Annotated in this window: 14 protein-coding genes; 7 read left to right on the forward strand and 7 right to left on the reverse strand. The window is 65.7% G+C overall.

All coding sequences use genetic code 11. The features are described 5' to 3' along the window. Nucleotides 1-16 precede the first annotated feature (16 nt). The 4 genes from AC1DYL_RS10525 to AC1DYL_RS10540 all read left to right on the forward strand — a co-directional run bounded on the left by AC1DYL_RS10525 (nucleotide 17) and on the right by AC1DYL_RS10540 (nucleotide 5,278). Complete coding sequence (locus AC1DYL_RS10525; protein WP_477173089.1) at nucleotides 17-595, forward strand: TetR/AcrR family transcriptional regulator; 579 nt, start codon at nucleotides 17-19, stop codon at nucleotides 593-595. A 49-nt stretch (nucleotides 596-644) separates the two neighbouring features. Next, nucleotides 645-1,424, forward strand: a complete 780-nt coding sequence (locus AC1DYL_RS10530; protein WP_477148462.1) for an SDR family NAD(P)-dependent oxidoreductase — start codon at nucleotides 645-647, stop codon at nucleotides 1,422-1,424. Nucleotides 1,425-1,703: 279 nt separating this feature from the next. Then, on the forward strand, nucleotides 1,704-3,857 hold the full coding sequence (locus AC1DYL_RS10535) for a sodium-translocating pyrophosphatase (protein WP_477173090.1): 2,154 nt from the start codon (nucleotides 1,704-1,706) through the stop codon (nucleotides 3,855-3,857). Between the two features lie 77 nt (nucleotides 3,858-3,934). Next, nucleotides 3,935-5,278 carry a phospholipase D-like domain-containing protein gene (locus tag AC1DYL_RS10540; RefSeq protein WP_477173091.1) on the forward strand — a complete coding sequence of 448 codons (1,344 nt, stop codon included), beginning with the start codon at nucleotides 3,935-3,937 and terminating at the stop codon, nucleotides 5,276-5,278. Nucleotides 5,279-5,288: 10 nt separating this feature from the next. Here the strand turns inward: AC1DYL_RS10540 and AC1DYL_RS10545 are convergent, their stop codons facing one another. Then, nucleotides 5,289-5,675: a YciI family protein gene (locus tag AC1DYL_RS10545; protein WP_477173092.1), complete on the reverse strand. Its 387-nt coding sequence runs from the start codon at nucleotides 5,673-5,675 to the stop codon at nucleotides 5,289-5,291. An 84-nt stretch (nucleotides 5,676-5,759) separates the two neighbouring features. Then, nucleotides 5,760-6,584: a polysaccharide deacetylase family protein gene (locus AC1DYL_RS10550; protein WP_477173093.1), complete on the reverse strand. Its 825-nt coding sequence runs from the start codon at nucleotides 6,582-6,584 to the stop codon at nucleotides 5,760-5,762. A gap of 78 nt (nucleotides 6,585-6,662) precedes the next feature. Between AC1DYL_RS10550 and AC1DYL_RS10555 the strand changes: the two genes are divergently transcribed. After that, nucleotides 6,663-7,313: an NAD(P)-binding oxidoreductase gene (locus tag AC1DYL_RS10555; RefSeq protein ID WP_477173094.1), complete on the forward strand. Its 651-nt coding sequence runs from the start codon at nucleotides 6,663-6,665 to the stop codon at nucleotides 7,311-7,313. Further along, nucleotides 7,313-8,059 (forward strand): aminoglycoside phosphotransferase family protein, encoded by a 747-nt coding sequence (locus AC1DYL_RS10560; protein ID WP_477173095.1) that lies wholly within the window; start codon nucleotides 7,313-7,315, stop codon nucleotides 8,057-8,059. Before AC1DYL_RS10555 ends, AC1DYL_RS10560 begins: the two co-directional genes overlap by 1 nt. Nucleotides 8,060-8,062: 3 nt before the next feature. Here the strand turns inward: AC1DYL_RS10560 and AC1DYL_RS10565 are convergent, their stop codons facing one another. Continuing rightward, nucleotides 8,063-9,028, reverse strand: a complete 966-nt coding sequence (locus AC1DYL_RS10565; RefSeq protein ID WP_477173096.1) for an NAD(P)-dependent alcohol dehydrogenase — start codon at nucleotides 9,026-9,028, stop codon at nucleotides 8,063-8,065. A 140-nt stretch (nucleotides 9,029-9,168) separates the two neighbouring features. Between AC1DYL_RS10565 and dinB the strand changes: the two genes are divergently transcribed. Then, the gene (dinB, locus tag AC1DYL_RS10570; RefSeq protein WP_477173097.1) at nucleotides 9,169-10,416 is read left to right on the forward strand and encodes a DNA polymerase IV; all 1,248 of its coding nucleotides are present in this window, start codon (nucleotides 9,169-9,171) and stop codon (nucleotides 10,414-10,416) included. A gap of 3 nt (nucleotides 10,417-10,419) precedes the next feature. Here dinB and AC1DYL_RS10575 read toward each other — a convergent pair whose 3' ends face one another. The 4 genes from AC1DYL_RS10575 to AC1DYL_RS10590 all read right to left on the reverse strand — a co-directional run bounded on the left by AC1DYL_RS10575 (nucleotide 10,420) and on the right by AC1DYL_RS10590 (nucleotide 12,995). Beyond that, on the reverse strand, nucleotides 10,420-11,115 hold the full coding sequence (locus AC1DYL_RS10575) for an RNA polymerase sigma factor (protein ID WP_477173098.1): 696 nt from the start codon (nucleotides 11,113-11,115) through the stop codon (nucleotides 10,420-10,422). 12 nt (nucleotides 11,116-11,127) lie between these two features. After that, nucleotides 11,128-11,658: a plastocyanin/azurin family copper-binding protein gene (locus AC1DYL_RS10580; protein ID WP_477173099.1), complete on the reverse strand. Its 531-nt coding sequence runs from the start codon at nucleotides 11,656-11,658 to the stop codon at nucleotides 11,128-11,130. Beyond that, complete coding sequence (locus AC1DYL_RS10585) at nucleotides 11,655-12,077, reverse strand: DUF5602 domain-containing protein (protein WP_477173100.1); 423 nt, start codon at nucleotides 12,075-12,077, stop codon at nucleotides 11,655-11,657. The genes AC1DYL_RS10580 and AC1DYL_RS10585 overlap by 4 nt, the downstream gene beginning before the upstream one ends. A 90-nt stretch (nucleotides 12,078-12,167) precedes the next feature. Continuing rightward, nucleotides 12,168-12,995, reverse strand: coding sequence for a lysophospholipase (locus AC1DYL_RS10590; protein WP_477173101.1), 828 nt, complete (start codon nucleotides 12,993-12,995; stop codon nucleotides 12,168-12,170). Between the last annotated feature and the right edge of the window lie 465 nt (nucleotides 12,996-13,460).

Here is a 13,460-nt window from a genome sequence, read left to right on the forward strand (position 1 = left end):
CAAACTGGAGCGTGCGATGAAGGTCACCCGCGAGCAGGCAGCGAAGAACCGTGCGCATGTGGTCGAGGTCGCCGGTACCGAATTCCGCAGGCACGGTTTTGACGGCATCGGCGTCGCCGACCTGATGAAGGCCGCCGGCCTGACCCATGGCGGCTTCTACAATAACTTCGCCAGCAAGGACGCCCTCGCCGCCGAAGCCGTCACCCGCGTCTTCGCCGAAACCACCGACCGGCTGCGCCAGGCCGCCGCATCCTCAGCCGATCCGCTTGCTGCCATCGTGCGGCTCTATCTCTCCCCCGCACATCGCGACGCGACCGAGGCCGGCTGCGCCATCGCCGCCTTGTCGCAGGATGCCGCCCGCGGCAGCCCGGAACTGCGTGCCGCCTTCGAAGCCGGCATCGCCGGCTACCTCGACCTGATGGTCGAAGCCACCGGCGTCTCCCGCGCCCGCGCCATGGCCATCTACGCCAGCATGGTCGGCGCCCTGACGCTGTCGCGCACCGTCACCGACCCCACCCTCGCCGATGAATTCCTGACCGCCGCCACCGACAGCCTGCTCTCAAAAGAATCCACGACCGCACCCTTGTCACGATAAATTACGATCATCATGTAAATGACCTGTCGCCATTCACAGGAGATCGATCATGGCCGCACGTCCCGGAACCGCCCTCATCACCGGAGCCTCATCCGGCATCGGCGAAATCTACGCTGACCGCCTCGCCAAGCGCGGCTATGACCTCGTCCTTGTCGGGCGCAACTCCGAAAAGCTGCAGGCGCTCGCCGCCAGCCTGTCCACTGCCAACGGTGTCGTCGTCGACCGCATCGTCGCCGACCTCGGAGATGCCGCCGGCCTCGCCCGCGTCGAGCGCCGCCTCGACACCGACGCCTCGATCACCCTCCTCGTCAACTCCGCCGGCCTCATCGGCGGCGGCCCGCTCAGCGCCGGCAATCTCGACGATCTGACCAGCATGCTGACCGTCAACGTCGTCGCCCTCACTCGCCTCGCCTCAGTCGCGGCCAAGGCCTTCGCCACCCGTGGCAACGGCGCCATCGTCAATCTCGCCTCCGCCATGGCCTTCATCGACAATCCGGGGGCCGCCGCCTACGCCGCCTCCAAGGCTTATGTGCTCAACCTCTCGCTGTCGCTCGATCTCGATGTCAAAGCCAGGGGCGTTCAGGTCCAGGCCGTCCTCCCCGGCTACACCCGCACCCCGATGATATCAGGCGGAGCCGGCCTCCCCGACGAAGCGGTGATGGACGCCGACGCCATGGTCGACGCCGCCCTCGCTGGCCTCGACGCGGGCGAACTGGTCACCATCCCCTCGCTGGAATCCGTCGCCGCCTACGAGGCCTGGGCCGAAAAGCGCACCGCGCTCCAACCCCACCTGTCGCTCTCAAAGCCAGCCTCCCGCTACGCCGCCTAGCACCCCTTCCCTCTCCCCTTGAGGGAGAGGGTGCCTCGCAAAGCGAGGCGGGTGAGGGGCAGTCGCGATATCCGTCCCCTCATCCGTCTCGCTGCGCTCGCCACCTTCTCCCTCAAGGGGAGAAGGCAGACCGCCCCGCATCCCCTTGTCGCAAAGCCGTTGCACACCCTGCGGCGATTTGGCACAAGTTTGGCACGCATCGTCGGGGGGCGAGGAGGAGCGGTTCGCCGCTGCAACTACGGAGCGTTCCCCGGTGATCAGAACCGAGGGAACATTTCTATGACTCTATTGCTCTGGGCGATCGTCATATGCGGTCTGCTCTCCATCGTTTACGGCGTCGTCACGACGCAGGGCCTGTTGAAGGCCGATGCGGGGTCCGCCCGCATGCAGGAGATTTCCGCCGCAGTGCGTGAAGGCGCCTCCGCCTATCTCCGCCGCCAGTACACCACCATCGGCATCGTCGGCGTGGTCATCTTCATCCTCGCCTTCTTCCTGCTCGGCGCCTATGCCGCCGTCGGCTTCCTGATCGGCGCAGTGCTCTCGGGCGCCGCCGGCTTCATCGGCATGAACGTCTCGGTCCGCGCCAACGTGCGCGTCGCGCAGGCGGCAACCAAATCGCTCGCCGGCGGTCTCGACCTCGCCTTCAAGTCCGGCGCGGTCACGGGCCTGCTCGTCGCTGGCCTCGGCCTTCTCGGCGTGGCGCTCTACTTCATCGTCCTCACCCAGTTCCTCGGCAACGAGCCGACCAGCCGCGTCGTCATCGACTCCCTGGTGGCGCTCAGCTTCGGCGCTTCGCTGATCTCGATCTTCGCCCGTCTCGGCGGCGGTATCTTCACCAAGGGTGCGGATGTCGGCGGCGACATGGTGGGCAAGGTCGAAGCCGGCATCCCGGAAGATGATCCGCGCAACCCGGCCACCATTGCCGACAACGTGGGCGATAACGTCGGCGATTGCGCCGGCATGGCCGCCGACCTGTTCGAAACCTACGTGGTGACCATCGTCGCCACCATGGTGCTGGCGGCCATCGTCCTGCCCGACGCCTTCAAGCTCATGGGCATGGTGCTGCCGCTGGCCATCGGCGGCGCCTGCGTCATCACCTCGATCATCGGCACCTACTTCGTCAAGCTCGGCGCCTCCAACAACATCATGGGCGCCCTCTACAAGGGCATCATCGCCACCGGCGTCCTCTCGCTGATCGCGCTGCTCCCCGTGCTCTGGCTGGTGTTCGGCGATCTCAATGCCGCACTCGGCACCGCCGAAAAGGCCTTCACCCCGTGGCACCTGTTCTGGTGCGGTGTCGTCGGCCTCGCCATCACCGGCCTGATCATCGTCATCACCGAATACTACACCGGCACCGGCCGCCGCCCGGTCAACTCGATCGCCGAAGCCTCGGTCACCGGCCACGGCACCAACGTCATCCAGGGCCTCGCGGTCTCGCTCGAATCCACCGCGCTCCCGGCCATCGTCATCATCGCCGGCATCATCGTCACCTACAACCTGGCGGGCCTGTTCGGCATCGCCTTCGCCGTGGCCACCATGCTGGCGCTCGCCGGTATCGTCGTGGCCCTCGATGCCTTCGGTCCGGTCACCGACAATGCCGGCGGCATTGCCGAAATGGCCGGCCTCGACAAGGAAGTGCGTCACAACACCGACGCGCTCGACGCCGTCGGTAACACCACCAAGGCCGTCACCAAGGGCTACGCCATCGGTTCGGCCGGCCTCGGCGCCCTGGTGCTGTTCGCCGCCTATACGCAGGATCTGCAGTACTTCGTCGCCAACGCCGTCGAAGGTTCGTTCTTCTACGGCATGCAGGCGGTGAACTTCTCGCTCGCCAACCCCTATGTCGTCGTCGGCCTGCTGTTCGGCGGCCTGCTGCCGTTCCTCTTCGGCGGCATGGCGATGACCGCCGTCGGTCGCGCCGCGCAGTCGGTGGTGGTGGAAGTCCGCCGCCAGTTCAAGGAAAAGCCGGGCATCATGGCCGGCACCGACAAGCCTGACTACGGCAAGGCCGTCGACATGCTCACCAAGGCCGCGATCAAGGAAATGATCGTTCCCTCGCTGCTGCCGGTGCTGTCGCCGATCGTCGTCTTCCTCGTCATCTTCTGGATCGCCGGCCGCGACCAGGGCTTTGCCGCGCTCGGCGCCATGCTGATGGGCGTCATCGTTACCGGCCTCTTCGTCGCCATCTCGATGACCGCCGGCGGCGGCGCCTGGGACAACGCTAAGAAGAGCTTCGAAGACGGCTTCACCGACAGCCACGGCGTCAAGCACTTCAAAGGCTCCGACGCCCACAAAGCCTCCGTCACCGGCGACACCGTGGGCGACCCCTACAAGGACACCGCCGGTCCCGCAGTGAACCCGATGATCAAGATCACGAACATCGTGGCGCTACTGTTGCTGGCCGTGTTGGCCCATATGGGTGGGGTGGCTTAAGGGTCACCGCTTATTGCTGGACGACGAGGAGGCCTGGGACCACATCCCGGGCCTCTTTGCACACGTACGGGGTAGCAATGCATCTGGTTCTAGGCGGAATTAACGGTGAGTACCTCCGCAACATCACATTGGTTGCAGCGTCGAGCACTGCCGAAGTCGTAGCCGCCGTGGCCTACGCGTCGGACGATTTGCTCCTTGAGTGGTGCTGGGACAACAATATTCCCCTTAGATACTACGGGAAGCTGGACGCGAGCGTCGCCGTTTCGACGAATCTGCTGAAATTGTTTTTGAGCAGGCGGTCGCCAAATTTCGTGTGCCGACTTGTAGAGCATCTTCACGCGAAGATTATCTGGTGGCGCGGCTACGGTATGTACGTGGGGTCTGCAAATCTGACGCAGAAGGCCTGGTCCAAGGGCGTCGAAGCGGGTTGCTTCTTCTCGGAAGAAGAAATTACCGACGAGATGTCTGAGGATATATCTCGGCTGTTCGGCGTCATTGAACAGAATTCAACACCCCTGACCAAGGAGGTGTACGACGTGATGGTCGCTCGATCACTGCAGCTAGATAGAGCTAAGGTGGACGACTCCACATTTTGGAAGAGCCCAAGCCTTAAGCGCTGGTCGGGCCTCGTACAAACCGGGCGGGTAAAGGCCCGTGATCAACGCCGACAGGATTTTCTCGCAGAGTGGCATTCTACTTTGCAAGACCTACGCGATATCGGAACTCGCGTGAGCCAGTCGCAATACCGGCCCATGTGGATAAGCGGCGACGCACCAAGCGGCGCGCAAGCGGATCAATTTCTCCACGCCCACTACTACCAGCGTACCTTTGACGGGCAGCGTGCCAATTATGCAGCTCACTTTGAGGATAACCGGACTCGGCGCGAACAGGCGCTAACGGAAGCGATGGGATGGTGGGCTGGCCTGCCCCACGCGCCCGAAAACGAAGACCGGATGATCAACAACACCGCCCCCTTTTTGCGTTCCGCACTATCGGAGGGTGGTCTTAGCGATATGGACAAGGAGGGCTTCATTGAGATGTGTATGGGAGTACACGCCATTCTGGATTATGGAAGGCGTGTTCCCAATCGCTCTGTCATGCTGCCCGATGATGGAACGAAATACACCATTCCCCAGAAAGTGCGCGCTCTGGCAACACGCATTTGGGCCGACCGATCAGCCGAGCGAAAGTCGGTTGTTGAAATGCTGACGTTCGTTCTGTACGGCGGGCCTGACTCGCTCCTGCCTGAGCGGCTTTGGGACGCCGTCAGCGACCCAAAATGGAAAATCGATGGGCTGGGCATCAGTGCCATCGGCGAGATCGTAGGCTGGGCGCTGCCTGACAGATTCCCGCCCCGAAATGGAAGAACGTCGAAGGCCCTGCGGTCTCTCGGCTACGAGGCGAAGATACACGTCCAGTAGTTTGGCGACGCTACTGCAACCCCGGCCGCCCCAACCCCGTAACGCTATCCACCTGCTCCAGCACCGGCCGCACTTCCACGCTCGCGACCCGCATGATCGGGCTCGTCTTCGCCACCGCGATCGCCTCGTCGATATCATCAGCCTCGATCATGAAGAACCCGCCCAGGTGCTCCTTGGCCTCGACGAACGGCCCGTCGGTGCGCGAGAACTTCCCCGCCCGCTGCCGCACCGTCACCGCCGTCCCCGGCGCTTCCAGCGGCTGCGCCAGGATCAGCTTGCCGCTGTTCCTCAGGCCCCAGTCGAATGCGATCGAGTCGTCGGCCAGCTGCCGCCCCTCGGCCTCGCTCAGCGCCCCGATGGCCACACTGTCGATATAGACGAGACAAACGAACTTCATTTTTCGATCCCTCCGGATTTACGAGGCTAGTCGAACCCGCGCCCGCCAATTCGACATCGCGAATCCGCATCGGAGAAAATCGATCTACCGGCCCCGCATCCGCTCGCGGAACCCGCGCATCCCCACCAGCTCCAGCCCCAGCTCGGCATACATTCCCTCCACCGCGCCCGAGCGGAACAGCTCGTACTCGGCGAGCCGCAGCGGCGCGTCGTCCGAGATCATCGCGATGTCGCCCGGCTTGGTGAAGTGGAACGCCCCCCAGGTGAGCCCCGGCCGCGCACCATCGAGTATCCCGCGATAGTCCGCCGCCGTCGGGCTGAGATTGCCGAACGGCGTCGACACCACCCCGTCAAACACCGGGTTGCCCCGGCCTTGAGCCCGCTCCGTCGCGCGGTTCAGCGCCGCCGAAGGCTCCACCCAGCTATCCGTTGGCCCCGGCAGGAAGATCGGCAACCGGTAGTCCGCCCCCAGCCGCTCGTAGATCTCGACGAACTCGGGCAACCACACCGTGCCCATATGCGCATCGAGATGCGTCACATCGATGCCCGCGTCGAGCGCCGCATCGATCTGCGCCCGGAGCTCGCGCTCCACTGCCGCGGGATCAGCGCCCCGCGTATCCGCCACGCGACGCGGCATGAACCCCTCGGCGTCGCACATGCCATTATCGGCCGTGCCCGTCATCGGCCGCCAGCGAAAGCGGTCGAACTCGGCGGTCAGCGTCAGGTGCACGCCGATATCGAGCTCGGGGTTCTCCCGCGCCAGCTGCGCCATGTGCGGAAACCACGGGCAAGGCACCATCACCGAGCCGCAAGTGACCACGCCCTGCTCGCAAAGCTCGACAAACGCCATGTTGGCGCTCCAACTCGCCCCCAGGTCGTCGTGGTGCACCACCACCTGCCGTCCAGTCATCGAATCATCTCCCTTACTCCTAGCGAGCTTGCCCTATCGCCTCACCTGCGGCACCCTTTCCGGAACTGAGGTGTCCCCATGCGCATCATCGTCATCGGCGGCCACGGTCGCACCGGCATCCTGATCGTTGAAAAGCTCATCGCGGCCAGGCACGCCGTCGTCGCCACCATCCGCAACCCCCGGCACATGGCCGATATGGTGAAGCTCGGCGCCGAAACCGTGCTGCTCGATCTCGATAAATCGGCCTTCGACGATATCGTCTTCGCCATGAAGGACGCCGATGCCGTGGTGTTCGCGGCCGGCTCCGGCGCCGGCGAAAGCAGCGCCCTCGATCGCACGGGCACGCTGCGCACCGTCCGCGCTGCCGAAAAGGCCGGCGTGAAGCGCTACGTCTCGATCTCTTCGATCGGTGCCAGCACCGGGCTTTCCACCCGTTCGATGAACGACGAGATGAAGGACTATTACAAGCAGAAGCGCGCCGCGGCCAAGCACATCACCAGCTCCAGCCTCGATTGGACCATCCTCGAGCCGGGCGAGCTCACCGATGGCGGCGGCACCGGCAAGGTGGTGCTGAGCCAGGAGGCGATCAACGAGGAGTCGGTCCCACGCGAGGACGTCGCCGCGGTGGTGGTCGCCCTGCTCGAAGAGCCCAAGTCGATCGGCAAGGTCTTCCAGCTCACCCGCGGGAAGGACACGATTGCCATCGCCCTCAAGGCCGCGCTCAGCTGATGACCCGCCCCGAAATCGGCCACCTGCTCGGCTCCGGCAAGGTGGCCGAAGCCTTCCACTACGGCGAGCACGTGCTGAAGCTCTATCGTGACCCTGCCGCCCGCGCCGTCGCCTTCAGCGAGGCTGCCATCCTGGCCGTCGTCGCCGATCACGGCCTGCCCACCCCGCAGGTTTTCGAAGCCGGCAAGTTCGCCGGCCGCTGGGGCCTCGTCATGTCCCGCGCCACCGGCGAGCCGCTGGCGACCCTCGCCACCGCCGATCCCACGCAGATCCCCGCCGCGCTCGAAGCCATGGTGCAGCTACACCTAGCCATGCACGCCCGCGAGGAAACGCGCCTGGCGCCGCTGAAGCCTCGCCTGGCGCACCGCATCGCCCACGTGCCCCAGCTCGACGAAGCGCTGCGCACAAAACTGCTCGCCGACCTGGCCTGCTTGCCCGATGGCAACCGCCTCTGCCACGGCGATTTCCACCCGTTCAACATCATCGGCACCCCCGAAACGGCGATGATCGTCGATTGGCCCGACGCCACTTCGGGGCCGCCCGCCGCCGACGTCGCCCGCTCCTACGTGCTGATGCTGCACGGCGCCGGCCCCGACCTCGCCAACGCCTATCTCGAGCGCTACCTGGCCCTCGGCCCCCTTACCGCCCCCGAAATCCGCGCCTGGCTCCCCATCATCGCCGCAGCCCGCCTTTCGGAGAACGTCCCGGAAGAAACCGACCGCCTGCTGGCCCTGGCGGGGGGCTGACAGCTACGCCACCACCACCAGCTTCCCCAGCGCCCGCCCGTCGCCGATCCGCTGAAACGCCTCTGCAGCCTGTTCCAGCGGATACACCCGCTCCACCGCCGGCACGATCGTCCCCGCTGCCACCAGCGCCCCAAGCTCCGCCAGTTGCCCCACATCCGGCCGGTGCAGCAGCAGCCCCATCTGTTGCCCCTCCGGCTTCGATGTCATCGCCCCGGCCAGCGCCACCGTGAGGATCGTCGACGTCTTCCCGCCCACCATCACGAACCGGCCACGCGGACTCAGCGCCCGCCGGTAATGCGCCAGCGGCCGCGCCGCCACCATGTCGAGGATCAGGTCGTATCGCTCCCCCTCAGCCGTGTAGTCCGTCACCGCATAGTCGATCACCCGGTCCGCCCCGACCGATCGCATCAGCTCCGCCTTCTCGGCCCGGTCCACCCCCGTCACCTCGGCCCCGGCCCGCTTGGCCAGCTGGATCGCGAACGTCCCCGCCCCGCCTCCGCCGCCATTGATCAGCACCTTGTCGCCCGGCTGCACCTCGCCCTTCCAGCGCAACCCCTGCCACGCCAAGAGTCCCGCCTGCGGCGTTGCCGCCGCGGCCTCAAAACTCACTCCCGCGGGGATCGCCGCTAGTGCAGCTTCAGGCGCCGCGACATACTCCGCGAACCCGCCCCAGCTCGCCCCGCTAAGATCGCCGAACACCGCATCGCCCACCGCGAACCGCGTTACCCCCTCGCCTGCCGCCTCGACCACGCCCGCCACATCCGCCCCAAGGATCGCGTACGGCGGCCGCAGCAGCCCGCCGAGCCGCACCAAGAACGGCTGGCCCCGCAGCAGGTCCCAATCCCAAGAATTGAGCGACGCCGCCTTCACCCGGATCAGCACCTCGCCCGCCTTCGGCACCGGCCGTGCCACCTCCGTCAGCCGCAACTGCTCCGGCATCCCGTAAGCCGAATAGACCACTGCCCGCATCGCACCCTCCAGATCCCCAGCAGCAGACCTAGGCGGCACACCTGTCGATAGCAAGACAAGCCCCCGGCAGCCGCGACTCAGCTTGACAAGCTGCACCCTTCGTTCACTTTATGTTCCCCACGCCGCCATGGAGAACCCGGATGGAGTCCGCCGCCACCATCCTCCACGCCGATCTCGATGCCTTCTACGCCTCGGTCGAGCAGCTGCTGAACCCCGAGCTGCGCGGCAAACCGATCGCCGTCGGCGGTGGCGTAGTGCTCGCTGCCTCGTACGAGGCCAAGGCCTTCGGCGTCCACGGCGGCATGTCCGGCTGGGCCGCGAAGGAACTCTGCCCCGAACTGATCTTCACCGGCGGCCACTTCGAGGAGTACCAGCAGCTCGGTGACGCCGCCATCGCCGTGCTCTCCGACTACACCCCGCTGGTCGAACGCATCTCCATCGATGAAGCCTTCGCCGATGTCGCCGGCTGCGAACACCTGTTCGGCTCGCCCGAAACCATCGCCCAGACCATCCGCTCCCGCGTCCGCGCCGAGCTCGGCCTCCCCATCTCCGTCGGCGTCGCGCGGACCAAGCATCTCGCCAAGATCGCCTCGCAGGTCGCCAAGCCCGATGGCCTCGTCGTCGTCGACCCGGTCCGCGAACTCGAATTCCTCCACCATCTGCCGGTCGGGCTGATGTGGGGCGTCGGCCCGGTCACCGAAGGCAAGCTCGAAGACGAGGGCATCCTCACCATCGGCCAGCTCGCCGAAAAGCACGTCGAATGGGTGCAGGCTCTGCTCGGCCGCGCCACCGGCGAAAAGCTCAGCGCCCTGAGCTGGAACCGCGATCCCCGCGCCATTGTCACCAACCAACGCGCCCGCTCCGCCGGCGCTCAGTCAGCCCTCGGCAAAAAGCCCTTCATCGAGCGCATCTACCGCCCGACGCTGCACCACCTCGCCGATCGCATCGCCTCGCGCCTTCGGGTCAAGTCCTGGCACGGCCACACCATCACCCTGCGCGTCCGCTTCCGCGACATGCGCGCCGTCACCCGATCGGTCACCATCGACAGCCCCATCGCCGCGACGGTCAGCCTCGCTGAGATCGCCGAAGACCTGGTGCGCGTCGTGCAAGCCGACCACCCCGACGAGCGCACCATCACGCTCCTGGCCATCTCGGTCTCGCACCTCGAGCGCAACCCGCTGGTCCAGCTCGAACTGCCGCTCGGCCTCGCCGACGAGCCCCGCCGCCCCGGCACCCGCAGCGGCGCCGCCCGGCTGATCGCCGATCGCGCCATGGACACCGTCCGCACCCGCTTCGGCCGCGAAGCCATCGGCTACGGCTCCGCCACCCTCGAACTCACCCGCTCCATCCCCGACGCCTTCCGCGGCCTCGCCGAGAAGTCGCTGTGATCGCTACACCTCGCGCAACCGTGCGATCACCCGATCCGCCATATTTGCACATCGCGCCCCGTCGAACGGATAGAGCTCGGCGAACGAGCCGCGCATCTGCTCTTCCAGCACCGCCCGCAACATCCGCCGCGCCCGGTGCAGCCGGGTCTTCACCGTTTCCGGCTTCAGCGTCAGCTGCTCCGCCGTCTCCTCGGTGCTCAGCCCCTCGACATCGCGCAGCACGAACACCGTGCGAAATCCCTCCGGCAGGCCATCGATGGCTGTCTCCAGTATCTGGCGCATTTCTGACCGTGCGGCCTCCGTATCGGCGGGGAGCGGAACCAGCGACAGCGGGAACAGCGACACCAGCCCGGCATCGGCGCTCACCGCCTGGTCCAGCGCTTCTAGATCGCTGTTCCTGCGCCGCCGTCGCAACCGGGACACCGCCTCGTTCAGCGCAATGCGGGTCAGCCAGGTGGAAAAGCTCGCCTCGCCGCGAAAGCTCGCCAGCGCCGTGAACGCCTTCACATAGGTTTCCTGCACCACGTCCTCGGCCTCGCCGTCATTGCGCAGCACGCTGCGCGCGGCCCGGAACAGCCGCTGGTTGTTGCGCTCGATCAGCGTGCGAATGGCGTTCTCGCCACCCCGTCGTGCCAGCTCCACCAGCTCGGCCTCGCCCAGATCCCGCACTTCGCTTCGCGGCTTCAGCACCGTCAGCATCTGCCATCCTCCCTATCCGCGCCTCACCGTACCGGCGGCCATGATCGCCGCGACATCCGGAAATCCGGCCAGCGCGATCTCTGGCAGTTCGGTCAGGCCCGCACCGGCATTGGCGTAGTTCGCCGCCTCCGGACCCGGCGTTCCGACGACGATCCGACCCACCATGCCGGCATGCTCGTGCGGCACGCAGTAATAGTCATAGACCCCCGGCACCGTCAGCGTCAGCGAGAACGACTCGTCGGGCAGCAGGTAGTCCGAGTCCCATGGCTTGGCGCCCTGGGGTATCCGCCGCGGCCGGTCGAACAGGCTCGGATCGTAACTCGTCACCGTATGCGAATTGCCCGCATCCCGGTTGGTCCAGCGGATGGTCTGGCCCGGCTGCACAAGGATGCCGACCGGATCGAACCACACATGCGAGCCATCGGGCGTCCCGTGCATGACAATCTCGAGAGTGTCCGCTGCCAGCAACGGCGTCGGGCGCAACATCAGGGCGGCGAGGAAACCCCCGCCGGCCCAGAGCGCCTGTCTGCGCGTTGCGATCATTGCGCCACCCGCGCCTCGTCGGCCACCGGGACATGCCATAGCACCACATGCACGTGCGGCTCCTCGACGCCCGGGTGCCCGGCGTTGAAGTACACGTCGACATGATCGACATTGCCGCCCGGCGCCTTGAGGTCCTCGAACCGCTTGTCCGGGTTCAGGTCCTTGATCGGCAGCATGTAGATGGTGCTGACCAGCTTGCCGTCATGGTCATAGGCGAGGAACGGTCCAGCAGGCAGCGATGCCGGATCGACATAAAGCTGTCCCATGCCGGGCAGGAAATCCGGCAGCTTGACCAATGAGCTGACCGCCTTGAAGTCACCGGCAGGCGGCGACTTGGCGATCTCGGCGGGAACGTCGTGCGCCAGCGCCGGCAGCGCACCGGCGAGCGTCAAAGCGAGAGCGAGCGAGAGGATCTTCATCTTGAACTCCATGATCGGCGCAGCCTCAGCGAGCCGCGTCGACCATTGGAGTGGGTTGCCCGGAAAAGGTTCCCGAGCGGGCTCCGCGCCTCAGATGCGCGCGTCGATCCAGTTCTGGATGTCGCCCATCACCTCTTCCTTGCCCAGGTCGTTGAGCAGGTCGTGGAAGTGGCCCTCATACAGCTTCAGGGTTTTGTCCTTCGAGCCAGCCGTGTCGTAGAAGAACTGGCTGCCGCTCGGCTTGGTTGCCTTGTCGAGCGTGCCGTGGAGGATCAGCACCGGCAGGGTGATCTGCGGGAACTCCGCCTTCAGCCGCTCGTCGGCCCGCACCATCTCCGCCACGGTCTTGGTCGGCTGCGTCTCATGCGCAATCAGTGGGTCGGCGTTCATCGTCGCCACCACCGCGGGGTCCCGCGAAAAGTCCTCGTTGTTGAGCTTCAGCACCTGGGCATGTGGCGCAATGTGGCTCAGCCCCTTCAGCACGGCGAGGGCAAAGTCCGGCGCCGGCACCTGGTGGGCAAAGCTCTCGCAGATCAGCCCAGCCAGTTCCGACTGATGCTCGAGCGCATAGATGCAAGAGACCACGCCACCGGCGCTGTGCCCGAGCAGGAACACCTTCTGCCCCGGCTCGCGCGCCTTGGCGATCTTCATCAACCCGTCTACATCGCCGGTGTAGTCGGCGAACTTGTCGACATAGAACCGCTCGCCATCCGACTTGCCGCGGCCACGGAGGTCAACCGCATAGACCGCGAGCCCGCTCGCCACCAGTTGCTCCGCCACCCAGCCATATTGGCCGCCGTGCGAGTTGAACCCGGGGACGATCACCACCACCGCCCGCGGAGCACCATCCGGACGCCACGAGCGATAAAAAATGCTCAGTCCGCCCCGACCTTCAAATTTCTCTTCCTTATAATGCATGTGCAATCTCCAGAAGTTGACGCTACCCGCCGGTCCCACCCTGCGGGCGGAACTGTACCAGGCTTTCACGCCACTGCGACGCGCTCGTAACGGAGCACATCCATGACGGGCCGATGGGCATCTGGAGGGATTTGGAGGTGGGCTGCCGCGTCCGGCAGACAGCAAAAAGGAGGTGGGCACTGCCCCCCTCCATTATTGATATGTAGCGCACAAGGGGCTTGCTTCAAGACCCCCACCCTGCGCTAGGACAGCCGCCGTGCGAGCGGATCATCGGTTCCCACGGACGTCTTGCGTTGACTCTCGCTCCAACAACGCTTAAGTCACCGCTTAACTGATTTCGATACGGCCGCTGTCGATTCCACCGCACGTCACTCGTCGATCTGGTGAAAGCCAAGGAGATTTCCTCATGACCGCACCAGTAATTGCCGCCCCAATGCATCCGCGTTATGCGCCTTGGCGGCTGGC

The organism is Devosia sp. P1_H9 (assembly GCF_056405135.1).

What these genes read in the sequence shown, in the direction of transcription:
- AC1DYL_RS10525 (WP_477173089.1), top strand. Translation starts at nt 17, where the DNA reads ATGAAGGTCACCCGCGAGCAGGCAGCGAAGAACCGTGCGCATGTGGTC.
- AC1DYL_RS10530 (WP_477148462.1), top strand. Translation starts at nt 645, where the DNA reads ATGGCCGCACGTCCCGGAACCGCCCTCATCACCGGAGCCTCATCCGGC.
- AC1DYL_RS10535 (WP_477173090.1), top strand. Translation starts at nt 1,704, where the DNA reads ATGACTCTATTGCTCTGGGCGATCGTCATATGCGGTCTGCTCTCCATC.
- AC1DYL_RS10540 (WP_477173091.1), top strand. Translation starts at nt 3,935, where the DNA reads ATGCATCTGGTTCTAGGCGGAATTAACGGTGAGTACCTCCGCAACATC.
- AC1DYL_RS10545 (WP_477173092.1), bottom strand. Translation starts at nt 5,675, where the DNA reads ATGAAGTTCGTTTGTCTCGTCTATATCGACAGTGTGGCCATCGGGGCG.
- AC1DYL_RS10550 (WP_477173093.1), bottom strand. Translation starts at nt 6,584, where the DNA reads ATGACTGGACGGCAGGTGGTGGTGCACCACGACGACCTGGGGGCGAGT.
- AC1DYL_RS10555 (WP_477173094.1), top strand. Translation starts at nt 6,663, where the DNA reads ATGCGCATCATCGTCATCGGCGGCCACGGTCGCACCGGCATCCTGATC.
- AC1DYL_RS10560 (WP_477173095.1), top strand. Translation starts at nt 7,313, where the DNA reads ATGACCCGCCCCGAAATCGGCCACCTGCTCGGCTCCGGCAAGGTGGCC.
- AC1DYL_RS10565 (WP_477173096.1), bottom strand. Translation starts at nt 9,028, where the DNA reads ATGCGGGCAGTGGTCTATTCGGCTTACGGGATGCCGGAGCAGTTGCGG.
- dinB (WP_477173097.1), top strand. Translation starts at nt 9,169, where the DNA reads ATGGAGTCCGCCGCCACCATCCTCCACGCCGATCTCGATGCCTTCTAC.
- AC1DYL_RS10575 (WP_477173098.1), bottom strand. Translation starts at nt 11,115, where the DNA reads ATGCTGACGGTGCTGAAGCCGCGAAGCGAAGTGCGGGATCTGGGCGAG.
- AC1DYL_RS10580 (WP_477173099.1), bottom strand. Translation starts at nt 11,658, where the DNA reads ATGATCGCAACGCGCAGACAGGCGCTCTGGGCCGGCGGGGGTTTCCTC.
- AC1DYL_RS10585 (WP_477173100.1), bottom strand. Translation starts at nt 12,077, where the DNA reads ATGAAGATCCTCTCGCTCGCTCTCGCTTTGACGCTCGCCGGTGCGCTG.
- AC1DYL_RS10590 (WP_477173101.1), bottom strand. Translation starts at nt 12,995, where the DNA reads ATGCATTATAAGGAAGAGAAATTTGAAGGTCGGGGCGGACTGAGCATT.